Here is a 23,827-nt window from a genome sequence, read left to right as displayed (position 1 = left end):
GGACGAAGTTTTGGATCGGCACTAAAGTTAAACCATTCTTAACCTGGAATTAACAGTGAGGTTCGCAGTGAAGGTCGTGATGAGGTGCCCGGCAAGGGTCACCGCGAGGAACGCAGCAGGATGACCGCCAACAGCGCGATCCAGCCCGCCGAACTGGGCTTCTTCGCCGCGCTCGCGGGCGCCGGCAGCCTCAGCGCCGCCGCCCGCGACCTGGGCATCACCACGGCGGCCGTCAGCAAGCGGCTGGCGCAGATGGAAGCGCGCATCGGCATGCCGCTGGTGGTACGCACCACCCGGCGCATGAGCCTGACGCCGGAAGGCGAGGTGGTGCTGGAGCACGCGCGCCGCATCCTCGGCGAGATCGACGACCTCGGCCAGTTGCTGACCAGCGCCAAGGGGCGCCCGAGCGGCCTGCTGCGCGTCAACGCCACGCTGGGCTTCGGGCGCATGCACGTGGCGCCGGTGATCGCCGCCTACAGCCGTGCCTACCCCGATGTCGACGTCCAGCTCCAGCTCTCCGCCGACCCGCCGCCGCTCAGCGAGGATGGCTTCGACGTCTGCGTGCGCTTCGGCGAGCCGCCCGACGCGCGCATCGTCGCGCGCCTGCTGGCGCCCAACCGCCGCCTGCTGTGCGCCGCGCCCAAATACCTGCGCGACCACGGCGCCCCGCAATCGCCGGCCGACCTGCCCCGGCACAACTGCATCGGCATCCGCCAGGGCAGTGACGCCTACGGCGTCTGGCGCCTGACCCCGGTCAAGGGCGCCAAGGCGCGTACCGAGTCCGTGCATGTGCGCGGCAACCTCACCACCAACGACGGCGAGATCGCCGTCAACTGGGCGCTCGAAGGCCACGGCATCGTGCTGCGCGCCGAGTGGGACGTCGAGCGCTACCTGCGCAGCGGCCGCCTGGTGCAGGTGCTGCCGCAGTACGCCACGCCCGAAGCGAATATCTATGCGGTGTACCAGCAGCGCCACCAGCTGTCGTCGCGCATCCGGCTGTTCGTGGATTTCCTGGCGGCGAAGTTCGCGGCCTTCGGGCGGTAGGGGAGGGCAGGCGGGTGGAGGCGAGTTGCAGCGTGCCGGTGTTCTTGTGGCATATGCGGCATGCCGCTGGCACGTGCCTACTGGCAGCGCCTGGCCGCGCATCCGTTGTGCAGTGCCGGCTTCGCGCGGATCGCCGCAGGACAGCAGGCGTGGCTGGATACGGTGCAGGGCCAGCTGGCAAGGGTAGTGGCGGGGACCGGCAGCCGCTGAAGCGAAGGCCGGCCCATCCGCGCTGTGGCCGTCAACCGCGCGCGCGGTCCAGTTCCGCCCCGAAGCGTTGCAGGCGCGGCAGGTAGTAGTGCTCCGGATCCAGCGAGAAGGCGACCCGGCGGGTCCGTCCCATGATTTCCTCGCGGGGGAAGAAGCCGTAGTAGCGCGAATCGGCGCTGTTGTCGCGGTTGTCGCCGAGCATCAGGTACTGGCCGGCCGGGACCGGCACCGGCCCGAACGAGCGGCGCGGGCTCGGGGCCAGCGGTGACAGCCGGACCGTATGCGCCATGCCGCCGACCGCTTCGGTGAAATAGGCGGCGCCGGCATCGGGGGCGACGTTCGCGGCGGTGGCGTCCAGCGGCTGGTACGAGGCGCGCTCGCCGTTGATGTAGAGCACGTTGTCACGCATTGCCACGGTATCGCCGGGCACGCCGACGATGCGCTTGACCAGCAGCGTGTGCGCGGCGGCGGAATCGATGGTGACGATGTCGCCCCGCTGCGGCTGGCTCAGGTAGGCCAGGCGCTGGTGCGTGAGCGGGATGCGCAGGTCGTAGGCCATCTTGTCCACCAGGATGCGGTCGCCGATGCGCAGGGTCGGCAGCATGGAGCCGCTCGGCACCACGTTCCAGTCGGCGATCGCGCCACGGAACAGCACCATCAGGAACAGGAAGGCGGCAAGGCCCTTGTTCTCTTTCCACAGCTTGGCGAGGAGTTGCATAGGGAGATGAGGGGAGAAGGCCGCGCTGGCGGCCGAGGTTGGCAAGAGCCCTAGAGTACACCCGAACCGGTACGCCCGAAGCCATGCCTGCGGGGGGCTGCCGCGCTGCAGCAAAAGCGCTCCGGCCCATGCTAGGATGAGCGGCGTCCATCGCAGCACCCGCCCACCCGCCAGCGCACCATGACCACTCTCTACGCGATCCTCGGCGTGCCGGAGCACGCTTCTCTGGAAGAGATCAAGCGCGCCTACCGCCGCGCCGCGATGAAGTCCCACCCTGACCGCAACCTGGGCCGCGAGGCGGAGGCACATGCCGCCTTCCAGGAGATCCGTGATGCCTACGCCATTCTGTCCGACCCGGTGCAGCGCCAGGTCTACGACGAGGTGTACGCGCGCGAGATGGAGCGCTGGCAGGCCGAGCACGAGGCCGAACAGGAACAGGAGCGCGCGGCGCAACGCGAGGCCGAGCGCGCCGCGCAGCAGCACTACGAGGCCATGGTGGCGCTGGCCATGCGCTTTGCCGGCGACGGCCACAACCGCGACGTGATCTTCGGCGTGCTGCTGGGCCGGGATTGCGAGGCGGAACTGGCCGCGCGCATCGCGGACAGCGTGTGGGCCTTGCAGGAGTCACGGCGGGCCGAGGCCGCGGCAGCGGAAGCCCAGGCCCGGGCGGAAGACGAGGCCGGGGCCGAAGGCGAGGCACCGGCGGCTGCCGCGGGCGCGGAGGCGCAGTCCCGGCGGCACACCACCCCCTTCGAGTCCTTCTGGCACGGGCTGTTCGGCCTGCACCCGCAGCGCTGAGGCGGCGCACGCTGCGCTTGCCTCAGTACAGGTCGTTGTGCACGGTGCGGAAGTCGTCGTCATCCATGGCGCACGGCGGCCGCGCCCAGGCCGTCCAGCGCGGCCCATTTCTTGCCCGACGAAGATATCCAGGCCGGCTCGCGGCGGGGATCGATCATGGAATCCCTTCGCGCTGCCGCGAGTCGCGACCTACAGGATGGAACGGTATTGGCCCAGGCCCTTGACGGTTTGCAGCAGGCCCTGGCGTTGCAGCACGTCGAGGTAGCGGTCGACTCCATGGGCGGATGCTTGAGCTGCGCGCGCTGCTGCCGGGCGGCGGCAACGACAGCGGCCGCATCCAGGTCGAACAGGTTGTCGATGAATTCGTCGGGGTGCCGGGCCTCGATGCCGAACGGTGCCAATGCGTCGTCCGGAAAGTCTTTCCGGTTGAAGGTGACGATGACGCTGGCGCCGCAACGAATGGCGGCGGCGAGTACGTGCCGGTCGTCTGGGTCCGGTAACCGTAGTTCGACGGCAAGTGCCTCGTAGTCAAGGACCAAGGCATCAGGGATAGCGCGATCCATCAGGTCCGATGTGCGATCCAGTTGCTCGCGCGTCAGGTCTTCGCGGTTAGCCAGCAGATTGCGCTTCCATTCGTCGTGGATCTGCGGACTCCACCGTGCACGGAACCGCCCCGACAGGCCCAGCCACATGAGAAAGTCGCGCAGTGGCGCTGGATACAGCACGCAAGCGTCATACAGGGCTGTGAATGGCGAATGCCTCATTCGTAACCCATGTCAGACACCTGGGCTTGATGCGCCAACTCGGCCATGGCTTGCTCACTAGCCTGATCGCGCGCGGCCTTGAACTGCATCAGGTCCGAAAAGCGCACGCGGCGGTGCTTGCCAGCCCGATGGAACGGCAGCGCGCCGTCTTCCAGCAACTTGACCAGGTGCGGCCGGGAGACGTTGAGCAGGTCGGCCGCTTCCTGCGTGGTCAACTCGGCATGAACAGGCACGACCTTGACGGCATTGCCGCCGGCCAGTTCGGCCAGGATGTCCACCAGCAGGCGGAGCGCCGATGTTGGCAGCTCCACCTGATGAGCTTGATTCTTGTCATCGAAGATCTGGATGCGCTGGGTCTCGACCTGGGTGGCCAGATAAGCCGCCAAGGCGCGTTGACCTTGCACGGCAGCCTGCACTTCCCGTTCCACGGGTAGCGTTACTCTCGAATAGGCGGCGGTCACGGCATCACTCCTGGGCGTTGATCAGTGATCTACGTTAAACGAAACAATCGAAAAACGCAACAAACGAAACGAATGCCAAGCGATCCTGCCTTCTACGATTGCCTTGAGGCTGGGGGATCGGCTGGCATGCGGTCGTCAGCCCTCGTTTGATCCCCATGACTCCGCTACCGACTCAAGTGCACCGTCGCAATCTGTGCGTGCTCCTGCTTCAGTTCGCAGCGGATGGTCCGCCGCGCCCGTCCGCCGATGGCGCGCTGGCCGGGTAGCGGACCCACCGGCGGCGCCATGCCGCATTGATCGGGTCCGACCACGACCAGGCCACGCACGCTCCCACCGCGACCGAGAGCACCAGGTAGGCAGCCAGCAGGACCGTCTTCGCATCCCCGGCGATCATGGCCGCAGGCATGAGCGTGCGCATCGAGCCCAGCACCAGCAGGTGGAACAGGTAGATCTCGTAGCTCCGGCGCCCGCAGGCCGCCAGTGCCCGGGCCGGCCGCGACAAGGGCGCGGCGCGGCCGCTTCCCAGCAGCAGCAAGGCTGTGGCCAGGGCCATTGCGCTGACGCCCAGCACATGGCTTTGCGCGATCGGCCAGGCCAGGTACAGCGCCGCCATCGCGGCCGCGACCAGCGCGCGGACGGCGCGCTGCTGCAGTACGGGGAACGGCCGCTGCCGTGCCAGCACCGCCGCGCAGCAGCCGATCGCGATGGCGTCGAAGCAGGCCGGATAGGCGTACAGGAATCCGCCCTCGTCGCCCGCGTGGGCGTAGCGGTACAACGGGCCGATGCAGATCGCCGCCAGCGCCAGGGCCAGGCGGACCGACGGGCGCCGCAGGCCCACGCAGGCCAGCGGGAACAGCAGGTAGAACACCGCCTCGACCGACAGCGACCACAGCACGCCCAGCGGATAGTTGATCCAGCCGTGCTACGTGATGAGGACGTTCATCCAGAAGGTCGCGCCGGCGAGATTGACGGTCCATAGCGATACCGGCGCGCCCGCGCGGTTGTCGAAGATCCGCACCCCCGCCAGGGCCAGCGTGTCCACCGCCAGCAGTGCCAGGAACAGGCCGGGCAGGATGCGTGCCGCGCGCAGGGCGTAGAAGCCGGGCAGCCGGATCCGCTCCAGGCTGCCCCAGCGCTCGAGGGCGTTGGTGGTGATCAGGAAGCCGGAAATGACGAAGAAGATCGTCACGCCGTAATTGCCGTTGCGGGCTACGGCCCGCACGGCGGGCCAGCCCAGGGTTGCCGCCAGCACGGTGTCCTGCAGCGGGTAGGCGATATTGAAATGGTGGAGCAGCACCAGCAGGATCGACACGCCGCGCAGCATGTCGATCCGCCCATTGCGCGGATCGGGATGCACGGCGGTTTCAGTCCTTCTTGCTGATGCTGGTGCCGGTGCCGGTGCCGGTGCCGGTGCCGGTGCCGGCGAGGGCGGGGAACTCGCGGAGGATGGCGTCGCGTACCCGCACGCCTGCGTTCGGCGTCGTGGCCTGCTCGTCCTGGATCAGGCGGGCGAACACCAGTTTCCGCTCGCCTTTCTCCGCCCAGCCCACGAACCAGCCGTAGGCATGGTCGCGGTCATAGCTGCCGTCCGAGCCGGGCGATCCGGTCCCGGTCTTGCCGTACACGCGCCATCCGTCCGGGCTCTGCTCCTGCGCGAAGAGGCGCTCGGCCATGTCGTAGGCATGCGCGCCGACGGGCAGCTGCCGGATGGCGATCTTGCGCAGGAAGGCGATCTGCTCCAGCGGCGAGACGCGCAGCGAGGCATTGAACCAGGCGCCCTGTGTGCCGTTCTGCTTGCCGGGCTGGCCCGAGACATCCTGGTTGCCGTACTGGAAGGCCGACGTGTATTGCTGGAGGCGATCCTGCCCCAGGCGCGCGGCGAGCTGCTGCGAGTACCAGAACACGGAGTAGTGGATCCAGCGGGCCGGGTCCACCGGCTGGCGCCACGGCTCGCCGCCCCAGGCCGGATAGCCGGGCTGGAACGGCCACGCGGGCGTGTGCTCGTCCTGCAGGATGCCGGCGTCGAAGCCCATCAGGGCGAGCGGAAGCTTGAAGGTGGATGCCGGCGTATAGCGCTCGGCGCATTGGCCCTGCTGCAGCAGCACGCGTCCGTCGACCGCGTCGGCGACGACGGTGCAGAGGGTGAGGGCGGAGGCCGGCGCGGCGCACGGCCCGCAAAGGATCAGGGCGAGGGACATCCCGCGCCAGTTCAGTCTTGGCTTCATGGCAATCGATCAAGGGTGGAGCACGGAGGAACGGCCGCACCGGCGCCGGGGCCGGCGCGGCCGGGGAGGAGGCAGCGCGGCTACGCCGGCTGTTGGCGCGCCTTGAGCAGCACCAGGGTCAGGTCGCGTCCCTGCACCCGGACGCGCATGACCAGGCAGCGGCCCGCCGCAGGCGACATGCCGGTCTTGGACAGTTGGATGTCCCAGCCCCGGCGGCCGATCAAGGGGTTGGTATTGCGGTAGTGGAGGGCACCGCCCTCGATGTTGACGGTTTCCGCCGGCCGCGTGCTGTCGCGCGCGATCTCCGGATAGGCGGCCGCCGCGTTCACGATGCGCTCGATGTCGGCAGCCGTGGAGCGATTGGCCGGCGACAGGCCGGTCGGTTCGCGCAGCGTCGTGTGCATCAGGCCGAGCTGTGCCATCTTGTCGCGCAAGGACCGCTCGAACGCCGGCGTACCGCCGGGATAGCTGCGCGCCAGTGCGTGGGCGGCCCGGTTGTCCGACGACATCAGCGCCAGCTTCAGCAGCGTGCCCAGCGTCGCGCTGGCGCCCACTGGCAGTTGCGACACGCTGTTGCGGGTGGCCTCGGCATCCTCCCGCTCGATGCGGACGGGGCGGGCGAGGTCCGGGGCGGTATCCAGCACCACCATGGCCGTCATCAGCTTGGTCAGCGAGGCGATCGGGACTTCCTCATGCTCAGCCCGTCCGATCAGCTTGGCCCCCGAGGCGGCATCCACCACCAGCACGTGGGCCGCCCCGCTGGCCTTGACCAGCGCCTCGATGCCGGCCAGGCCGGAGCCGGACGGCGCGGTCGGGGCGGCCGGGACGGTCCATGCGGCGGCGCAGGCCAGCCCCAGCGCCGCGGCAAGCCAGGGGGCCGCCAGCACGGCACGCGAGGGCGCCGGCGCCGGGCGCAGCAGGCGGCGGATGCGCTGGGCCAGTGCCCCGCCGCGCGCCTGCTGCGCCAAGTCGAGGCCGGCGGCCGGCACCGGCATGCCGCGGCTGAGGCTGTCGAGCGCGCGCGCCAGGGTGCGCGGCGCGCCGATGCAGGCCGCGGCCATATCGTCGGCAATGTGCTCGCGTTCCTCGCCGAGGCGGCGCGACAGCCACCACACCGAAGGGTGGAAGAACAGCAGTGCCTCGATCACGCGCTGCAGGAAGTTGACCAGGTAGTCGAGGCGCCGGACATGCGCCAGCTCGTGCGCCAGCAGCGCCTCCAGCAGGTCGGCCGGCATGCCGCTCACCAGGCCGGCGGGCACCAGCACCACGGGCCGCCACCAGCCCGCCGTCACGGGGCTGGACAGGCCGGGCGCGATGCGCAGCGCGACGCCGCGCGGCAGGCGCAGCCGGCCCGATAGCGCCTGCACGCGCGCTGTCCATGCGGCATCGGTCCAGGGCCGGCTGGAGCGGATCACCTGCCGCAGCCAGGCCATGCCCAGCAGCAGCCGCAGCGTCATCCCGCTCACGCCCGCCAGCCACGCCATCGCCAGCCAGGCGCGCCACGGGAGCGCCGGCGCGGCCATGGCCGGCATGCCGGCGAGCACGCCGGACCAGGTCGCCGGCAGCGTGACGATGCCGGCGGCGCCATCCGGCAGCACGGCCGATGCCTGCCAGGTGTCGAGTCGGGCGGCCGCGTCCAGCACGGGTACGACCACGCACAGGACGAGGGCGGCGCACAGTACCGCATAGCGGGCACGGGCGCCGGCAGGGCGCATCCACCACAGCAGGCAGGCCGCCGCGGCCTGGATGCACAGGCCCTGCCACAGGAAGGCCAGCAGCACATCGCCCGCGATCCAGCCGAAGCCGGCCATCGGGGCACTCACTTGCCGTCCCCGCGCAGCAGGTCCTCGATCTCGGCGCGCTCCTGCTGGCTGACGTGACCGCCGCGCAGCGCGGCCAGCACGAGGGCCTTGCCGGAGCCGGCGAAGGCCTTGCTGATCAGGTCCTTCAGCAGGCTGGCCTGGGTCGACTTCTGGCTCTGTGCGGGCGCATAGACATGCGAGCGTTCACTCTCGTCGCGCTCCAGCAGGCCCTTGCCGTGCATGATCTGCATCAGCCGCAGGACGTTCGCGTAGGTCAGCTCGGGCCGATCGGCCGCCATGGCCTGGTGCACCGCCTTGACCGTGGCCGGTCCGGTTTCCCATAGGGTCTGCAGTACGTCGAGCTCGGCGCTGGTGGGTTTGAGGGGGCTGGCGGGGAAGCGGTTCATGGCAGGAGCGGGTGCGGCGCGGCATCGGGATTGCCGGCGCCGCGTGGAGGATTCGATACATGTAGATTATTCTTTCTAGAAAAGAATGTCTAGAAAATATTGTCTATATGTGGGGCCCCGACGAGGCCGGCAGCACTGGCGGCACTGACGGGCACAGAGCGGCCAGAGCGGCCAGAGCGGCCAGAGCGTCACCGGAGCGACCCTGGCAGCGCTGCCGGCACGCCAGTGCTGTAAGTACCGCTTGAACCACTCGAATCATCCGGAAAGTGGCGTGTCAGATGCCTGTCCGCGACTGTTCGTCGGCACGAACAGTCATTTCGCAATCTGGAACAAAGATTGTTGTTTTGATGTAACTGTTTCACGGAATTGTCATCTGGTTTTTCCATGATGCGGCCTGCCATGCCAGGGCCCCGCGCGTCGATCCATCCGCGCCGCGCTCCGGGCAAGGCTCCCTGGCAACACCACATCGAGATTCCAGTTGAAAAAGAACATCGCATTCGCGTTCGCCGCCGCCACGCTCGCCGTGCCCGCCGCGTCCCAAGCCCAGTCGGCCTCCTCCAGCGTCACCCTGTATGGCATCGCCGATGCCGGCGTCAGCTACCAGAGCCATGTCCAAAGCACCCCCGGCCAGGGCGGCAACCTGTTCGGCGTGACCTCCGGCGGCCTGTCCGGCTCGCGCTGGGGCATCCGCGGCGTGGAAGACCTGGGCGGTAACCTGAAGGGCATCTTCGTGCTGGAGAGCGGCTTCAACATCGATACCGGCACCTCCGGCCAGGGCAACCGCCTGTTCGGCCGCCAGGCCTATGTCGGCCTGCAGAGCGAATACGGCGCCATCACCCTCGGCCGCCAGCAGAACGCGCTGTTCCAGTTGTTCGGCGACTATGACCCGATGGCGGTCGGCAACAGCTACTCGCTCAACGCGGTCGACACCAACGGCTTCAACGGCCGTGCCGACAACGCGCTCAAGTACACCGGCACCTTCGGCGGCCTGACCGCCACGGCCTTCTACAGCACCGGCCGCGACAGCACCATCGCCAACGGCAGCGAAGTGCCGGGCAGCTTCCGCGTCGGCACCAACTTCGGCGGCGGCATGGCCTACGCCAACGGCCCGCTGTCGGTGGGCGTGGCCTACGACCAGTACCAGGGCACCACCGTGGCGACCTCCGGCGCCAGCGCCCGCCGCGCCGCCGTCGGCGCTTCGTACAGCCTGGGCCAGGCCAAGCTGTTCGCCGGCTACCGCTGGCTGCGCGACGAGGTCACCACCGCCACCGCGCGCCACGACAACCTGTACTGGGGCGGTGCCACGTACAAGTTCACCCAGGCCTTCAGCCTGACCGGCGCGGCGTACTACACCGATGCGCGCACCGACAGCAAGGACTCGCTGATGTTCGTGCTGGACGCCGACTACGCGCTCTCCAAGCGCACCGACGCCTACCTGCTGCTGGGCTACGTGAAGAACCACGGCAACGCCGCCTATGGCCTGACCAGCACCCAGAACACGCTGCCGGGCCAGAACCAGACCGGCGCCATGCTCGGCGTGCGCCACCGCTTCTGAGCGCGCGCTGACCAACACCGGCGCGCTGTCGGGGCGCGCCGCAGATCCGTCATATCGACCTTGGCCTCTTGCAACGAGCCGGGACGTTCGGCCGGCAGGCTTGCCGGCCTTTTTTCTGCGCCGGTTGCGGGCGAGGCAACGCAAGCACCAGCGTCGGGCCATCGTGATCACGCCACGCCATCGTCTTGGAGCTGGTTTGCAGCCATGGCCGCAAACTGGCCGGCCACGTCGCACAGTCGGTCGATGATCCGGCTGGCAGCATCCGCCTGGACCTCCGCTTCATCAGCAAGGCTCAGCATGGCCCGCCGGTCGAGAGCCGGAGCCTCGCCCATCACGTCCATCTGGTACCCGCCTGACCCCTCGCAGAACGTCACGTCGTAGGCCGGCGCCAACTTCCATGCGCCGGCTGGTGACATGACGCGGGTCAAGCATGGCTGGGCTCTCTCCTGGTACGTTGTCGCCTGGTGCTGTGCTCGTAACGGCGAACGTCCTCCGGGCGGTCCAGCTTGGGCAAGAACCGTCCTTCGAGTTCCTTGATCCGCCCAGGCACCATGGCCAGGCTGACCACGTTCTCGAATCCCGCATCGCGCCCAGCCTCCAGGCCGGACCTCGAATGGATTCCGATGCTGGCGCGACCGGCCACGTCGGCTGGCGTCATCCGCTTGGCTGAGCGCTTTAGAACATGCGCCGAAGCCGGCAGCGCTCACATCATCAAGACCCTGATCGACTGGATCCGATGGAGAAGATATGGCCGTGCCCACGAACAAGGACGAATTGCTCAAAGCGATTGATGCAAACTTCGATAAGCTCATCAAGGAGCTACGCGCCGTGCCGCTGTCGCTGGTCGATGAACGCAGCCTGGAAGGCCATGCGAAGGGAACGCAGATGAGCGTTGCCAACCTCGCTGCCTATCTGGTCGGCTGGAATGAATTGGTCTTGAAATGGCTTGACCAGGACGCGGCCGGCGAGCCGGTCGATTTCCCCGAGACCGGCTTCAAGTGGAACGAACTGGGCCGCCTCGCGCAGAAGTTCTATCGCGACCACGAGATCGTCCCCTGGCCGCAACTCCTGGACCGTTTGGTGGCTGCGAAGGATCGCATTGTCTTGCAGATCGAGACCCATAGCGAGCACGAGCTTTACGGGACATCATGGTATGGGAAATGGACGATGGGAAGAATGATCCAGTTCAACACGGCGTCCCCCTATGCCAACGCGCGCAGCCGCCTGCGTAAGTGGATGAAGACAAAGGGCTGAACTCCATCCATAGGATTTCGAGCGAGAAAGCATGTTCAACATCGGTAAGACAGTGATCGCGGGCGATGCCGCCCTGTTTGTGTCGGAAGCAGGCAAGGCGGGCGGGCAGCCGATCATCTTGCTGCATGGCGGCCTGGGAAGCCGAGACGACTTCCTGCCATTGGCGAAGCATCTGGCAGCGGACTATCGGCTGATTGCCATCGACAGCCGTGGGCATGGGCGATCGGCGTTGGGCGACCTCCCTCTCACCTACCGTCGGCTCGAACAGGATGCCGCCGCCGTTCTGGCCGAGCTTGGCCTGACAGATGCCGGGATCATCGGCCACAGCGACGGCGGTATCGTGGCATTGCGCCTTGCCGCATCCGGTGCCGTCCGGCCTCGCTTTGTCGTGGCGGCTGGCGCGCATTGGCAACTGCCGGCCGATGACCCGGCCCGCGCAATCTATCAGGGCATCACGGTGGACGAGTGGCGTGGCATGTTCCCGCAGCAGGTCCAGCACTACGAGGCTGAAAACCCCGCGCCTGATTTTGCGATGTTGTTCGGTGCAACCGCGGCCATGTGGCTCGGGAACGATGACAACGCCTATCCGGGGCCGGCAGTGCGCTCGATCGCCTGCCCGCTCCTTGTTGTTCATGGCGATGAGGACTTCCTGGTTTCCCGCCGTCAGGCTTTTGAGCTGGTCGAGCAGGTCGAAGGGGCGCGCCTGCTGAATCTGCCTTTCGCCTCGCATACCGTGCTGGAAGACTGCCCTGAAGACGTTCTTCCTGCGCTCAAGTCATTCCTTGCCAGCTTGTCGCAGGTCAAGTGACCCAAGGCCTCGGAGTGGCAGTTCCCATCTCGCGCTGGCCAGGGCATTCAGGGGGTGCGTCCTTGTGGTGCCGGCGGCGGGAAATCGGGCCTGTAATTCGCGGGCGGCCGCGCCGGCGGCGCGGCAAGCATCGGCCCGTAGGCCGGGACCCGGTGTCCGGCGGCATACATGCACTGCAGGTAGGCTGCGTCGTACTCTTGCTGCGCATCGTAGCCGGAGTATCCGGTGCCGCTGGCATTGCCGGAGGCTTGAGACGGGCTCGCACCACTGACGCGGTCCAGCGCCAGGTGGCGGCAGTTCAAGTCATCCCCGCGAAACTGCTCGTACGTCTTGTGGCTGCCCGGAAGCACCATCACGCTGGGGCCGGTCGGCATGCTCGTGCAGCCGCCCATGGCGAGCGCAGCTGCTACCAGGAGGGGGAGGGAACGCCGCTTCATCTGGTCCTCGTCATCCGTGCCTCGTCACCGCTACCCGGGTATCCGCGCGCCCTACGGCGACGGCGGCCGGGCCGGTACCGGCTGCCAGCCGCCCGGGCATTCCTTGACGTAGGGATAGTAGCCGCCGGGCCGGTCGCAGCGGTACCACCACGCGTTGGCCGACGCCAGGTCCGAATCATCGCCCTTCTCGATGTATTGGGCCGCGGGCGCGTAGTAGCCGGAGTAGGCGTAAGGGTCGGGCCAGCCGTCGTACGGATATCCCCACCACCCCCAGCCGGGCCAGCCCCACCAGCCGCCGCCCACCGCGAAGGCCACACGTGCATGCCCACGGTGAAAACCGTCATGGTGGAAGCCGCCGCCGTTGTGGAAGCCGCCGCCGTGCATGCCACCGCCGTGCATGCCGCCACCGCCGCCGCCACCGCCGCCACCGCCGCCGCCGTGACCGGCGGCCAGCGCGGGACCGCCGCCGCCCATCGCGGCCGCTGCCACGCATGCCAGGGCGATCTGGCAAAGCCTGCGCCCGTTCATGATGTGCCTCCTGCTGCGCTGCCTGATTTTCCGCATTTTCCGCCAGGCGGGCGGGGCGTCGAGAACCCCGTACATGCATTGAACGGCTGACAGGTCGGATTTATTCCGCCATCCCGTCCAAGGCCCGGTGCGGCCGAACAGCGCATCCACCGCCGCGGCCTCGCGCGCTTGTTCCGCGGCCTGCGGCTGCACGCGCTCGCGTGCCTGCTGCTGCTGCCGCTGCCGCTGCCGCGGGTGCAGCCGTCCCGCGCCGCACGTGCCGCACGCGCCGCACGCGCCGCACGCGCCAGGACCACGGGTGATACCATCTGCGCTGCCCCTGGCAGCGTGCGCGGCGAGCCCGCCGAGGCGATCGCGGATGCGATCGCCGCTGCCGCGGCCTCCCTCGACAGAAGGACGATCCCCATGGACCAGCTTGTCGGCAGTCATCGTTCCCGTGCCCCGATCCAGCGTGTCGATTTCGATCGGGTCTCGGTGTTCTTCGGCGAAAAGAGCGGCAAGTATCCCGACGGCAACCAGGTGCTGGTGCGCGGCTCGGATACCCGCGCGGCCTTCGATACGCCCATCGTCGCCAACCACATCGGCGCGGAGTTCGAGGCCACCGAGCTGGTGGTGATGGGGCACGTGCACGAAGACCACATGGCCGGCCTGCACCGCCTGCCCCATGCCGCGGTCCATGTGCACGAGGCCGACCTGCCCGCGGCGCGCAGCTGGGACGGCCTGCTGGCCGCCTATGGCAGCCATGCCGGCTACGCGGCGGAGATGCTGGCGCGTTTCCAGCGCGACTTCTTCTACGCGCCGCGCCCCGACGCGCAGGCCTATGTGGATGGCGCCACCTGGGACCTCGGCCAGGTCCGCATCCGCGCCTTCCACATGCCCGGCCATACGGCCGGCCACACCGTACTGCTGGTCGAACCCGAAGGCGTGGCCTTCATCGGCGATATCGACCTGACCGGCTTCGGGCCCTACTATGGCGACGCCTGCTCCAGCCTGGCGGATTTCCGCCGCACGCTGGCGCGGCTGCCGGAGATTCCGGCCAAGGTGTGGGTCACCTCGCACCACCGCGGCGTCTATACCGAGCGCGAACGCTTCCTGCGCGATCTTGCTGCTTTCGCGGCCAAGCTGGACGAGCGCGAGCAGCGCCTGCTGGCCTGGCTCGGCGAAGGCCCGCAGACGCTGGCGCAGCTGGTCGAACGGCGCTTGCTGTATCCGCAGGGCTACGAGGGACTCTGGGTGGTGGACGCCGAGACCCGCACGATCGCGCGGCACCTGGCCGAACTGCTGGCCGACGGGCGGGTGCGGGTGGACGAGGGCGGGGTGTATCGCCTGGGGTGAACTCAGACCACGGCGTGCATCAATCGCATGGCGCTGCCCATGCGGAAGCCATCCGTGCGTCCGGCCAGGTAGCGATCGCTCAGGTCCTCCGGGCTGACGTTGTCCGCTTTGCCGAATCCCAGCGCGCGCAGGCTTTCGGCCAGCGCTGCCGGATCGAAAAAGGTCTTCCACGGCTCTCCGCTTTCCGCGATCTTCGCGCGCACCAGCTCTGTCCCCACGCGCTCCATGGGCGTGAGCAAGGCAGGATCTGCCACATAGTCGAAGACGACGGCGCTGCCGGCCGCGCACGAAGCGATGAAGCGCAGGGTCTCCAGGATCGCCGCTTCCTCCAGGTAGATCGAGACGCCGAGCCACGAGAAGAAAGCGGGCTGGTCCACCCTGAAGCCGGCATCCGACAAGGCGCCTGCCAGGCTGCCGTGTTCAAAGTCCGTGGGCACGTAGGTCAGCGACGCCGGAATCCCGATGCCGGCGGCACTGAGGCATTCCCGTTTCCATTGCTGCGTCGCCGGCAGGTCCACCTCGAAGATCCGTCCCGCCTGGTGGGGCCCGCGATAGGCATAGGTGTCCAGCCCGGCGCCCAGGATGACGTATTGGCGCACGCCATGCTGCGCAGCCTTCGACCACGTATCTTCGGCATAGCGGCTGCGCACCGCGAGGGACAGCCTGAGCCCCCTGGACAATGGGTCATCGTAGTGCCCCGGGTTGCCGCGCACGGCGGCTTCATTGCTGCTGCCCAGGATTCTCAGGGCCAGCGGGTCGTCCAGGATCAACGGCGTATCCAGGAGCCGGTGTGCCGCCCGCAAGGTCGCGACGCGTTGCGCGCTTGGCCTGGGGCCGGTGTTGACGGAGGTCTGTGCGCGCTCTCTCAAGGACAGGATCGCCTTCTGGATAAACAGGATCAGCGGCAGATCGAGGCCGATGCCGACCGACAGTCCGGGTTCGTTCTGCAGCGCCAGGTGAATCCTGCCTTCGAGCGCGGCATCGTCACCGCAGTACGAATCGCGGAACAGCTCCTGCCAGCGGCGGGCCAGGACCTGGACGGCCGGATCGGCCACCCCCGCGCCGGCCTCCATCTGCGCTCGCACCTCCGCGAACAGCTGCGGCCAATCGTCGACGTGGGCGATCATGCGCCGGCGCACGTCTTCCAGTTCGACCGGTGACAGGTACTTGGCAAACAGGTTTGCCCTGGCGTTGACCACCGACAAGGAAATCCATTGATGCATTGCCGGCGTGAAGCCGGTGATCTCCCGGGCCCTGGGTTCCCGTTCCTGCATGGCCTTCAGTCGCGACGCGAGCTGGGCGTTGTCTCCCGTCGTATCCTTCATGTGCTGCACCCAGCGCCAGGCCAGTACCTGTGCCTCCTGATGTTCCGGCAGCCGCCCGGACTCCATCGATCGTCTCGTCTCGGCAATCAGTTCGGCCCTGCGGGCATCGAGGTTTGAACCCGACGCCTGCTGCTGCGCCCGCAAATGATCCAGGTCCTCGCTCGAGAGGTGTTTTTCGTACATGGTCATCATTTCCAGTAGGTTGAGCCAGTCCGCCATGCCGGTTTCGCTGCCGCGGGTGATCTTTTCCGCCAGGTGCTGAAGACCGTCCCGCAGTGCCTGGGCGCGCCGCGCCTGCTCGTCGAGCACGCTGATCTGCCGGTGGATGATCTCAGCCGGCTCGATTCCGACATCGTCCAGATAGGCTTTGATGTCCGACAAGGAACAGCCGAAATGCTTGAGCGCCTGGATCCGGTGCAAGCGGATCACGTCCTCGTGGCTGTATTGGCGAGACCCGCCATCCGAACGGGCGGAGGGGGACAGCAATCCGATCGCGTCATAGTGGTGCAGCGCCCGCACGGTCAGGCCCGCGCGTCTTGCGAGCTCTCCAATCTTCAATGCCATCGAAATTCCTCCGCTGAAACGCACAATAAATCATGACGTAACGTCAGGTTCAAGCCTTGGCGCATGGGTTTCCCGGGTTGGATTCTTGTGGCTTGCCCGGCGATTTGCCGAGCGCATGGACGGCGGTCGAAACGACTCGGAAGCGGCACGGCCTTCCATCCCACGGTAGATGACGGTGCGCCGTCGTGAGAGCTGTTTTCAATGTGCTGTATACAGCATTGCATGAAATGGATGGGGTGAGGTCGGGGGATCGGCTGAATAGGGCCTTATGCGCCGCATTGAATCCATGTTTACCCTGGTTATCCGAGCTTTCTCTTGCTGCGGATTCAAGTGTTGGATACATTCTGTATCCAACACAACATCAAAAGCCGCCTGGTCCCGCGCGGCTCGCCCCCCGAAGGAGACGTCACGGATGGATACGGACAACGACAACCTCAGCGACAGCAAGTCCGGCACCAGTTCTTCCCAGGCGGTCAGGGCCCTGCTAGGCCTGCGCGAGCTGGTACTCGGCGGTGAACTGCCGCCCGGCAGCCGCATCTCCGAGTTGTGGGTGGCCGACCGTCTCGGCGTGTCGCGCACGCCGATCCGCGCGGCGCTGATCCGGCTGCAGGAGGAAGGGCTGGTCGAGCCGATTCCCTCCGGTGGCTTTGCCGTGCGCTCATTCGCCGAGAGCGAGATCAGCGACGCCATCGAGCTGCGCGGCACGATCGAGGGACTGGCTGCCCGCCTGGCCGCCGAACGCGGCGTCAGCTCGAGCCTTCTCAACGCCATGCGCGACGTCATCGCGCAGATCGACACCGCACTGACCGGCGAGCTGACTGCCGTGAAGTTCTCCCAGTACGTCGACCTGAACGCACGCTTCCACCAGTTGCTTGCCGACGCATGCGGCAGCGCGCTGGTCGCGCGCCAGATCGAGAAGGTCACCAGCCTGCCGTTCGCTTCCGCGAGCGCCTTCGTGATGGTGCAGTCCATCGATGAAAGCGCGCGCGAGATGCTGCTTCTGGCCCAGGCGCAACACCGCGCCGTGGTCGAAGCCATCGAGCAGCGCGAAGGCGCACGGGCCGAGGCGCTGATGCGCGAACACAGCCGCATCGCCAACCGGAACTTGAAGATCGCGCTGCAGAACCAGCAGGCGATGTCGCAAGTGCTCGGCGGCAGCCTGATCCGGCGCACGGGCCGTCCGGCCTGACCGCGACACCGGCTCCGCACCTCTCTCTCTTCGTCAACCACCTGGATCCTGGCGCTGCGCGCGCCGGGAGGGGATAGTCATGTTCCTGAAAAACACCTGGTACGTCGCTTGCACGCCCGACGAACTCGCAGGCAAGCCGCTCGGCCGCACCCTCTGCAACGAAAAGATGGTGCTGTACCGCGACGGCAACGGCGCGGTCGCCGCGCTCGAGGACTTCTGCCCGCACCGCGGCGCGCCGTTGTCGCTCGGCTTCGTGCGCGACGGCCAGCTGGTCTGCGGCTACCACGGGCTGACCATGGGCCGCGACGGCAAGTGCGCGGCGATGACCGGCCAGCGTGTCGGCGGCTTCCCGTCGATCCGCAGCTATCCCGCCATCGAGCGCTACGGCTTCGTCTGGGTATGGCCCGGCGACGCCGCGCTCGCCGACGACACGTTGATCCCGCACCTCGAATGGGCCGTGAACCCGGCCTGGGCGCATGGCGGTGGCCTGTATCACATCGGCTGCGACTACCGTCTGATGATCGACAACCTGATGGACCTGACCCATGAGACCTATGTGCATGCGTCGAGCATCGGGCAGGCGGAGATCGAGGAGTCTGCGCCGGCCACGCGCGTGGAAGGCGATACGGTCGTCACCAGCCGCCACATGGAGGGAATCCTGCCGCCACCCTTCTGGGCCGCCGCGCTGCGCGGCAACGGCCTGGCCGACGACGTGCCGTGCGACCGCTGGCAGATCTGCCGCTTCACGCCGCCGAGCCACGTGATGATCGAGGTGGGCGTGGCCCACGCGGGCAAGGGCGGCTACGAGGCGGCGCCGGAACACAAGGCATCGAGCATCGTGGTGGACTTCATCACGCCGGAAACGGAGACCTCGATCTGGTACTTCTGGGGCATGGCACGCAACTTCAAGGCCGAGGATGCCGCGCTGACGGCGATCATCCGCGAGGGGCAGGGCAAGATCTTCGCCGAGGACCTGGACATGCTGGAGGCGCAGCAGCGCAACCTGCTGGCGCATCCCGAGCGCAAGCTGCTCAAGCTCAATATCGACGCCGGCGGCGTCCAGGCGCGACGCATCCTGGACCGGCTGATCGCGCACGAACAGGCCCAGGCCCAGGCCCAGGCCCAGGCCTCCGGGCAGCGGGGAGCGGCATGATGCGGGTCCGGATCGCAGACAAGACCGATGCCGCCGACGGCATCGCCGTGTTCGAACTGGTGGCCGCCGACGGCGGCACGCTGCCGCCCTTCAGCGCCGGGGCGCACGTCGACGTTCATCCCGGCAACGGACTGGTGCGCCAGTACTCGCTGTGCAACGACCCGGCCGAGACGCACCGCTACCTGCTCGGCGTGCTGCGCGATCCCGCTTCGCGTGGCGGCTCGGCTGCCATGCATGCGCTGGCGGCCGGCGATACGCTCGAGATCAGTGCGCCGAAGAACCATTTCCCCTTGCACGCCGACGCCGGGCATTCGGTGCTGGTGGCGGGCGGCATCGGCGTCACGCCGATCCTGGCGATGGCGCAGAGCCTCGCGCGCGCCGGCGCCTCCTTCGAGTTCCACTACTGCACCCGCAGCGCGGCGCGCACCGCGTTCCGCGAGCGGCTTGCGGCCGACGACCTGCGCGGGTGCACGCACCTGTATCACGACGACGCGCCAGGCCGGCAGGCCGACCTGCCGGGCCTGCTGGCCGCGCCGCGCCCCGATGCGCATCTCTACGTCTGCGGCCCGTCCGGCTTCATGGCCGCCGTGCTCGACGCCGCGCGCGCGGCCGGGTGGCCCGAGGCCCGGCTGCACCGTGAGTACTTCGCGGCCCCGGAGGCGCCTGCCGCCCCCGGCGGCGCCTTTCAGGTGAAGGTGCAGAGCAGCGGCCGCATCATCGGGATCGCGCCGGACGTGACCGTGGTGCAGGCCCTGGCCGCGCACGGCGTGGAGATTCCGACCTCGTGCGAGCAAGGGGTCTGCGGCACATGCCTGACGCGCCTTCTGTCCGGCGAGCCGGATCATCGCGACGCCTACCTGACCGAGGAGGAACGCGCCGCCAACGACCAGTTCCTGCCGTGCTGTTCGCGCGCGAAGAGCGGGATGCTCGTGCTGGATCTTTAGTGCCCTGAATCACGGACGCACTGACTCAGTCCGCCATGAGTCCGTCGGAGGGCCACGCGATGCGCCGTCACGAAGGCGCGCAAGGCTCCAGCCTTGCTGCGCTTCGTTCCTGGCCTCGCACGGCTTCTCGGCAGACTCGGTTCTTCCACGAATTCAAGACCCGGGACACGCGTTCAACGCTTCATCCGCTTCATCCGCTTCATCCGCATCACTCCCCCGAAAGCCGTCCGTTCGTGGCGGCACCCAATACAACAAAACCACTGGAGGTAGACCCATGCAGCCCGACATCAGGGAAACCATCAACCACGGCACCATGACCCGCTTCCAGGTGATGGCGGTCACCATCTGCATCGTGCTCAATATGCTGGACGGCTTCGACGTGCTGGCGATGGCCTTCTCGGCCTCGCACATCTCCGCCGCCTGGCACTTGACGGGCAAGGAGATCGGCGTGCTGCTCTCCGCCGGCCTGTTCGGCATGGCGGCCGGCTCGCTGTTCCTGGCGCCGTGGGCCGACCGCATCGGCCGGCGGCCGCTGATCCTGATCTGCCTGGGCACGATCTCGGCCGGCATGCTGTGCTCGGCGCTGGCGCAGGACGTGCCGCAGCTCGCCGTGCTGCGCGCCGTGACGGGGCTCGGCATCGGCGGCATGCTCGCGAGCATCAACGTGATCACCGGCGAGTACGCGTCCGACAAGTGGCGCAGCACGGCGATCGTCCTGCAGGCCACCGGCTATCCGGTCGGCGCGACCATCGGCGGCGCCATTGCCGGGGTGCTGCTGGCCCGCTACGGCTGGCGCAGCGTATTCGTGTTCGGCGGCCTGGTCACGCTGGCGATGATCCCGGTCGTGCTGGCACGGCTGCCGGAATCGCTCGACTTCCTGATCGCCCGGCGTCCCGAGGGCGCGCTCGACAAGCTCAACCGGCTGCTCGCACGCATGGGCCGCCCGACCGTCACCGCGCTGCCTGTGCGCGCGGCCGCGCAAGCCCGCGAAGCCGGCGGCGTGCGCAGCCTCTTTCGCGGCAGCCTGGCCTTGCAGACGCTGATGATCTGGGTGTCGTTCTTCCTCGTGATGTTCACTTTCTACTTCGTGCTTTCCTGGACACCGAAGCTGCTGGTGGCGGCGGGCATGTCCGCGCAGCAAGGCATCACGGGCGGCGTACTGCTGAACGTGGGCGGCATCGTCGGCGGCACGGCGTTCGCCTTCCTCGCCGCGCGCATCGGACTGCGCCCGCTGCTGTGGAGCTGCTTCATCGTGACGGCGCTGCTGATGGTGGGCTTCGGCCTGTATGCCGGCGCGCTGTCGACGGCCTTCGTGCTGGCGATCCTGATCGGTGCCGGCATCTTCGGCTGCATGGTCGGACTCTATGCCTATGCGCCGATCCTCTACCCGGCGCAGACGCGCACGACGGGCATGGGCTGGTCGATCGGGATGGGCCGCTTCGGTGCCGTGCTCGCGCCGCTCGTGGCCGGTTCGCTGCTCGACGCCGGTTGGCCCACCGCCAATCTGTACTACGCCTTCGCGCTCCCGCTGCTGGTGGCGATCGCCAGTGTGGGGCTGCTGGGCAGGTCACAGGCATCCCTTGGCGAGCCGGTGCGCCTGAGCACGCACTGATTCCCCGCCGGCCCTGTGCCGGCCCCCCCATCCCTTGACGAGCAAGGCAAGCCTGCCGGCCGCCGGCCGGCAGGGCCTCGCTCGCACAAAAAAAGCCAGAACGGAGGAGAAACACATGACATCCAAGCTATCCGCTGCCATCATCGCGGCCCTGCTGCCCGCGGCCGCCGCCGCGCAGAACGTGACCGCCTATGGCGTTGTCGACACAGGTATCGAGTACCTCAACGGTATCGGCGCCGCGCACGACAGCGTGGTCCGCATGCCCGCGCTGACCGGCACCGTGCCGTCGCGCTGGGGCCTGCGCGGCACCGAAGACCTGGGCAGCGGCCTGAAGGCCGTGTTCTGGCTGGAGTCGGGCTTCGCCCCCGACAGCGGGGCCAGCAACCAGGGGGGCCGCCTGTTCGGCCGCCAGGCGCTGGTCGGCCTGTCCGGGCCCTGGGGGCAGGTGGCCCTGGGCCGCCAGTACACCATGTTGTTCTGGGCCATGGCCGAGCCGGACATCCTCGGCCCCAACGCGTTCGGCTCGGGTTCGCTGGACAGCTATATCCCCAACGCGCGCACCGACAACGCGATCTCCTACAAGGGGACATTCGGCGGCCTGACCGCGGGTGCGACCTACAGCTTCGGGCGCGACACGGTCAACGCCGGGCCCAGCCCGTCCGGCACCAACTGCGCCGGCGAGAACCCGGCCGACAAGCGGGCCTGCCGCGAGTGGTCGGCGATGCTGAAGTACGATGCCGCGGCATGGAGCGTGGGCGTAGCCTACGATTCGCTGCGGGGCGGCCCCGGCGCCTTTGCCGGACTGACCAATAGCGGGCTGCGCGACGATCGCCTCTCGATCAATGGCTACGTGAAGATCGACGACAAGGCACGGATCGGGCTGGGCTGGCTGCGACGCGACAACCGGGCCAGCGCCACACCCCGCAGCGACATGTTCTATGGCGGCGTCACGTATCAGCTCACGCCGGCGCTCAGCCTCGACGGCGAAGCGTTCCACCTGCGCTTCCACGACAGCGCGAACAAGGCATGGCTGTTTGCGGCACGCGGCGTCTATGCGTTCACCAAGCGGACCTCGGTCTATGCCACCGCCGGTTATATCGACAACGGCGGCAACCTCGCGCTTTCGGTCAGCAACGCGCAGGCCGGCGCGACCCCTGCGCCCGGCGGCAACCAGTTCGGGGCGATGGTAGGGATGAAGCATATCTTCTGACGGCGGTGCATGCGGGAGCGAGGCGCAGGCAAAAGGAGCAGAGGACCTGAGCCGTCCGGGCGCCGCAGACTTCCGCTGCCGGGGCCACAGCGGCGGGGCCGGCCGCGCAGGTAAGGCGGTCGGCTCCCGAGGCCTTTGCGCCGTTCTCGACGAAACTTCTGCCGGATCCTCCGGTCGTTATTCGATAGCCTCGCCGTAGCCCCGCGGCAAGCCAGACGAAGGACGACCATGCGCCTCGAACTTCTCCTCACACATCCCTGGTTCGGCACCTGGATGGCGGCCTTGGTCGCCGTCGCCGTTGCGCTGCTGGCGCATCGCATCGGCCGCGTGCTGCTCCTGCGCATCACCCGGTCCGCGCCCGTGCCGCATGCCATCGTCAGGAAGGCGCGCGCGCCTTCCAAGGCCGTGCTGCTGCTGCTGGCCTTGCAGACGGTCTGGCAGGCCGCGCCGGATGCGCTGCCATGGATCGACATGGTGCGCCATCTCAACGGGCTGCTGATGATCGTCGCCACCACCTGGCTGGTGGCGCGCATGATCGCAGGCTTCGCCCTGGGCGTGATGGAGCGCCATCCGGTCGATGTCGCGGACAATATCAACGCCCGCCGCATCCACACCCAGACGCGGGTGCTGGCGCGCATCGCCATGACGCTGGCGGTGGTGATGGGCGCGGCCATGCTGCTGATGACCTTCCCCGGCGCCCGCCAGGTCGGCACCAGCCTGCTGGCCTCGGCCGGCGTGGTCGGCGTGGTGGCCGGTATCGCTGCCAAGCCGGTCTTCAGCAATATGATCGCCGGCCTGCAACTGGCGCTGACCCAGCCGCTCCGCCTCGACGACGTGCTGATCGTGGAGGGCGAGTGGGGACGCGTGGAGGAGATCACCTCGACCTACGTGGTGCTGCGCATCTGGGACGAGCGCCGCCTCATCATTCCCCTGCAGTACTTCATCGAGAAGCCGTTCCAGAACTGGACCCGCAACAACTCGCAGCTGATGGGCTCGGTGTTCTTCCATGTGGACTACGGCATGCCGCTGGCGCCGCTGCGGGCCGAACTGGAGCGCATCGTGCAGGCCGCGCCGCAGTGGGACCAGCGCTTCTTCAACCTGGTGGTCACCGATGCCACGGAGCGCACCATGCAGTTGCGCGTGCTGTGCACCGCGGCTTCCTCCGGCCAGGTGTGGGACCTGCGCTGCCAGGTGCGGGAAGGGCTGATCGACTTCATGCAGCGCGAGTATCCGCAGTTCCTGCCGCGGCTGCGGGTGGAGGGGGAGGGCGCGCGGGAGGGGGCGCAGGAGGGGGCGCGGGGCGGAGCGCCGCCGGACGCCTGAGCTCGCCTGGCCGCGCGCCACCGGCCCGCACCGCTTCGTCCGTGCTCGTCCGTGTTCATCCCCGCCGCGCCGTGGCCGGGCCATCGTCGGTTTCCCCGGTTCCCCGCGCTTCCCCGACCTTGCCGACCGCTGCGGCACCCGGTCGCTCCCGTTTTCCGCCG

General features: G+C 68.2%; 22 protein-coding genes and 2 pseudogenes. 13 read left to right on the top strand and 11 right to left on the bottom strand.

Going from position 1 to position 23,827, the window contains the following annotated elements; translation table 11 throughout:
- Positions 1–120: 120 nt before the first annotated feature.
- Together BKK81_RS20255 and BKK81_RS35545 are read left to right on the top strand one after the other, a co-directional pair.
- Positions 121–1,044 (top strand): LysR substrate-binding domain-containing protein, encoded by a 924-nt coding sequence (locus BKK81_RS20255; RefSeq protein WP_071017171.1) that lies wholly within the window; start codon positions 121–123, stop codon positions 1,042–1,044.
- A gap of 60 nt (positions 1,045–1,104) precedes the next feature.
- Positions 1,105–1,254 carry a hypothetical protein gene (locus BKK81_RS35545; protein ID WP_156811410.1) on the top strand — a complete coding sequence of 50 codons (150 nt, stop codon included), beginning with the start codon at positions 1,105–1,107 and terminating at the stop codon, positions 1,252–1,254.
- Positions 1,255–1,285: 31 nt separating this feature from the next.
- Here the strand turns inward: BKK81_RS35545 and lepB are convergent, their stop codons facing one another.
- Positions 1,286–1,972 carry a signal peptidase I gene (gene lepB / locus BKK81_RS20250; RefSeq protein WP_071017170.1) on the bottom strand — a complete coding sequence of 229 codons (687 nt, stop codon included), beginning with the start codon at positions 1,970–1,972 and terminating at the stop codon, positions 1,286–1,288.
- 180 nt (positions 1,973–2,152) lie between these two features.
- On the opposite strand from lepB, the gene BKK81_RS20245 reads away from it, so the two are divergent.
- Complete coding sequence (locus BKK81_RS20245) at positions 2,153–2,770, top strand: J domain-containing protein (RefSeq protein ID WP_071017168.1); 618 nt, start codon at positions 2,153–2,155, stop codon at positions 2,768–2,770.
- A gap of 189 nt (positions 2,771–2,959) precedes the next feature.
- On the opposite strand, the pseudogene BKK81_RS34550 reads toward BKK81_RS20245, so the two are convergent.
- The 6 genes and pseudogenes from BKK81_RS34550 to BKK81_RS20215 all read right to left on the bottom strand — a co-directional run bounded on the left by BKK81_RS34550 (position 2,960) and on the right by BKK81_RS20215 (position 8,429).
- Positions 2,960–3,534 (bottom strand): annotated as a pseudogene (locus tag BKK81_RS34550) (PIN domain-containing protein).
- On the bottom strand, positions 3,531–3,995 hold the full coding sequence (locus BKK81_RS20235; protein ID WP_071017164.1) for a helix-turn-helix domain-containing protein: 465 nt from the start codon (positions 3,993–3,995) through the stop codon (positions 3,531–3,533). The pseudogene BKK81_RS34550 and the gene BKK81_RS20235 overlap by 4 nt, the downstream one beginning before the upstream one ends.
- 208 nt (positions 3,996–4,203) lie before the next feature.
- Positions 4,204–5,352 (bottom strand): annotated as a pseudogene (locus tag BKK81_RS20230) (acyltransferase family protein).
- Positions 5,353–5,359: 7 nt separating this feature from the next.
- The gene (gene blaOXA / locus BKK81_RS20225) at positions 5,360–6,220 is read right to left on the bottom strand and encodes a class D beta-lactamase (protein ID WP_083384303.1); all 861 of its coding nucleotides are present in this window, start codon (positions 6,218–6,220) and stop codon (positions 5,360–5,362) included.
- Positions 6,221–6,300: 80 nt separating this feature from the next.
- The gene (locus BKK81_RS20220; RefSeq protein ID WP_156811409.1) at positions 6,301–8,043 is read right to left on the bottom strand and encodes a M56 family metallopeptidase; all 1,743 of its coding nucleotides are present in this window, start codon (positions 8,041–8,043) and stop codon (positions 6,301–6,303) included.
- Positions 8,040–8,429 carry a BlaI/MecI/CopY family transcriptional regulator gene (locus BKK81_RS20215; protein WP_071017158.1) on the bottom strand — a complete coding sequence of 130 codons (390 nt, stop codon included), beginning with the start codon at positions 8,427–8,429 and terminating at the stop codon, positions 8,040–8,042. Before BKK81_RS20215 ends, BKK81_RS20220 begins: the two co-directional genes overlap by 4 nt.
- Before the next feature lie 478 nt (positions 8,430–8,907).
- Between BKK81_RS20215 and BKK81_RS20210 the strand changes: the two genes are divergently transcribed.
- Entirely contained in the window at positions 8,908–9,984 is a 1,077-nt protein-coding gene (locus tag BKK81_RS20210) for a porin (RefSeq protein ID WP_071017157.1), read from the top strand.
- A 167-nt stretch (positions 9,985–10,151) separates the two neighbouring features.
- Here BKK81_RS20210 and BKK81_RS37100 read toward each other — a convergent pair whose 3' ends face one another.
- Positions 10,152–10,412, bottom strand: coding sequence for a hypothetical protein (locus tag BKK81_RS37100; RefSeq protein ID WP_197524029.1), 261 nt, complete (start codon positions 10,410–10,412; stop codon positions 10,152–10,154).
- A 319-nt stretch (positions 10,413–10,731) separates the two neighbouring features.
- Here BKK81_RS37100 and BKK81_RS20195 point away from each other — a divergent pair, with 319 nt between their 5' ends.
- On the top strand, positions 10,732–11,238 hold the full coding sequence (locus BKK81_RS20195) for a ClbS/DfsB family four-helix bundle protein (RefSeq protein ID WP_071017151.1): 507 nt from the start codon (positions 10,732–10,734) through the stop codon (positions 11,236–11,238).
- 31 nt (positions 11,239–11,269) lie between these two features.
- Positions 11,270–12,046, top strand: a complete 777-nt coding sequence (locus BKK81_RS20190) for an alpha/beta fold hydrolase (protein WP_071017149.1) — start codon at positions 11,270–11,272, stop codon at positions 12,044–12,046.
- Positions 12,047–12,093: 47 nt separating this feature from the next.
- On the opposite strand, the gene BKK81_RS20185 is transcribed toward BKK81_RS20190, so the two are convergent.
- On the bottom strand, positions 12,094–12,483 hold the full coding sequence (locus BKK81_RS20185) for a glycine zipper family protein (protein ID WP_071017147.1): 390 nt from the start codon (positions 12,481–12,483) through the stop codon (positions 12,094–12,096).
- 51 nt (positions 12,484–12,534) lie between these two features.
- Positions 12,535–13,440 carry a hypothetical protein gene (locus BKK81_RS36935; RefSeq protein WP_156811408.1) on the bottom strand — a complete coding sequence of 302 codons (906 nt, stop codon included), beginning with the start codon at positions 13,438–13,440 and terminating at the stop codon, positions 12,535–12,537.
- Here BKK81_RS36935 and BKK81_RS20175 point away from each other — a divergent pair.
- Positions 13,417–14,346: an MBL fold metallo-hydrolase gene (locus BKK81_RS20175; protein ID WP_071021895.1), complete on the top strand. Its 930-nt coding sequence runs from the start codon at positions 13,417–13,419 to the stop codon at positions 14,344–14,346. The genes BKK81_RS36935 and BKK81_RS20175 overlap by 24 nt on opposite strands.
- 2 nt (positions 14,347–14,348) lie before the next feature.
- Here the strand turns inward: BKK81_RS20175 and BKK81_RS20170 are convergent, their stop codons facing one another.
- Positions 14,349–16,235, bottom strand: coding sequence for an SAM-dependent methyltransferase (locus BKK81_RS20170; protein WP_071017143.1), 1,887 nt, complete (start codon positions 16,233–16,235; stop codon positions 14,349–14,351).
- 412 nt (positions 16,236–16,647) lie between these two features.
- Between BKK81_RS20170 and BKK81_RS20165 the strand changes: the two genes are divergently transcribed.
- The 6 genes from BKK81_RS20165 to BKK81_RS20140 all read left to right on the top strand — a co-directional run bounded on the left by BKK81_RS20165 (position 16,648) and on the right by BKK81_RS20140 (position 23,666).
- Positions 16,648–17,424: a GntR family transcriptional regulator gene (locus BKK81_RS20165; protein ID WP_071017141.1), complete on the top strand. Its 777-nt coding sequence runs from the start codon at positions 16,648–16,650 to the stop codon at positions 17,422–17,424.
- 79 nt (positions 17,425–17,503) lie between these two features.
- Positions 17,504–18,577, top strand: a complete 1,074-nt coding sequence (locus tag BKK81_RS20160) for an aromatic ring-hydroxylating dioxygenase subunit alpha (protein ID WP_071017140.1) — start codon at positions 17,504–17,506, stop codon at positions 18,575–18,577.
- The gene (locus tag BKK81_RS20155) at positions 18,577–19,521 is read left to right on the top strand and encodes a PDR/VanB family oxidoreductase (RefSeq protein ID WP_083384301.1); all 945 of its coding nucleotides are present in this window, start codon (positions 18,577–18,579) and stop codon (positions 19,519–19,521) included. The genes BKK81_RS20160 and BKK81_RS20155 overlap by 1 nt, the downstream gene beginning before the upstream one ends.
- A gap of 274 nt (positions 19,522–19,795) precedes the next feature.
- Entirely contained in the window at positions 19,796–21,133 is a 1,338-nt protein-coding gene (locus BKK81_RS20150) for an MFS transporter (RefSeq protein WP_071017136.1), read from the top strand.
- Positions 21,134–21,248: 115 nt separating this feature from the next.
- A complete protein-coding gene (locus BKK81_RS20145; RefSeq protein ID WP_071017134.1) occupies positions 21,249–22,343 on the top strand; it encodes a porin in 1,095 nt (364 codons plus the stop codon).
- Between the two features lie 228 nt (positions 22,344–22,571).
- Positions 22,572–23,666 (top strand): mechanosensitive ion channel family protein, encoded by a 1,095-nt coding sequence (locus BKK81_RS20140; RefSeq protein WP_071017133.1) that lies wholly within the window; start codon positions 22,572–22,574, stop codon positions 23,664–23,666.
- Positions 23,667–23,827 lie beyond the last annotated feature (161 nt).

It is taken from the genome of Cupriavidus sp. USMAHM13 (assembly GCF_001854285.1).
Lineage (GTDB): Bacteria > Pseudomonadota > Gammaproteobacteria > Burkholderiales > Burkholderiaceae > Cupriavidus > Cupriavidus malaysiensis.
The sequence above is the reverse complement of the archived record's forward strand: the minus strand, read 5'-3'. Positions and strand labels throughout refer to the sequence as shown.

Bases quoted from the DNA above. Each gene is read 5' to 3' on its own strand.
- BKK81_RS20170 (WP_071017143.1), bottom strand. From the start codon at position 16,235: ATGGCATTGAAGATTGGAGAGCTCGCAAGACGCGCGGGCCTGACCGTG.
- blaOXA (WP_083384303.1), bottom strand. From the start codon at position 6,220: ATGAAGCCAAGACTGAACTGGCGCGGGATGTCCCTCGCCCTGATCCTT.
- BKK81_RS20175 (WP_071021895.1), top strand. From the start codon at position 13,417: ATGGACCAGCTTGTCGGCAGTCATCGTTCCCGTGCCCCGATCCAGCGT.
- lepB (WP_071017170.1), bottom strand. From the start codon at position 1,972: ATGCAACTCCTCGCCAAGCTGTGGAAAGAGAACAAGGGCCTTGCCGCC.
- BKK81_RS20155 (WP_083384301.1), top strand. From the start codon at position 18,577: ATGCGGGTCCGGATCGCAGACAAGACCGATGCCGCCGACGGCATCGCC.
- BKK81_RS20245 (WP_071017168.1), top strand. From the start codon at position 2,153: ATGACCACTCTCTACGCGATCCTCGGCGTGCCGGAGCACGCTTCTCTG.
- BKK81_RS35545 (WP_156811410.1), top strand. From the start codon at position 1,105: ATGCCGCTGGCACGTGCCTACTGGCAGCGCCTGGCCGCGCATCCGTTG.
- BKK81_RS20195 (WP_071017151.1), top strand. From the start codon at position 10,732: ATGGCCGTGCCCACGAACAAGGACGAATTGCTCAAAGCGATTGATGCA.
- BKK81_RS20160 (WP_071017140.1), top strand. From the start codon at position 17,504: ATGTTCCTGAAAAACACCTGGTACGTCGCTTGCACGCCCGACGAACTC.
- BKK81_RS20165 (WP_071017141.1), top strand. From the start codon at position 16,648: ATGGATACGGACAACGACAACCTCAGCGACAGCAAGTCCGGCACCAGT.
- BKK81_RS20145 (WP_071017134.1), top strand. From the start codon at position 21,249: ATGACATCCAAGCTATCCGCTGCCATCATCGCGGCCCTGCTGCCCGCG.
- BKK81_RS20185 (WP_071017147.1), bottom strand. From the start codon at position 12,483: ATGAAGCGGCGTTCCCTCCCCCTCCTGGTAGCAGCTGCGCTCGCCATG.
- BKK81_RS20255 (WP_071017171.1), top strand. From the start codon at position 121: ATGACCGCCAACAGCGCGATCCAGCCCGCCGAACTGGGCTTCTTCGCC.
- BKK81_RS36935 (WP_156811408.1), bottom strand. From the start codon at position 13,440: ATGACTGCCGACAAGCTGGTCCATGGGGATCGTCCTTCTGTCGAGGGA.
- BKK81_RS20140 (WP_071017133.1), top strand. From the start codon at position 22,572: ATGCGCCTCGAACTTCTCCTCACACATCCCTGGTTCGGCACCTGGATG.
- BKK81_RS20150 (WP_071017136.1), top strand. From the start codon at position 19,796: ATGCAGCCCGACATCAGGGAAACCATCAACCACGGCACCATGACCCGC.
- BKK81_RS20190 (WP_071017149.1), top strand. From the start codon at position 11,270: ATGTTCAACATCGGTAAGACAGTGATCGCGGGCGATGCCGCCCTGTTT.
- BKK81_RS20215 (WP_071017158.1), bottom strand. From the start codon at position 8,429: ATGAACCGCTTCCCCGCCAGCCCCCTCAAACCCACCAGCGCCGAGCTC.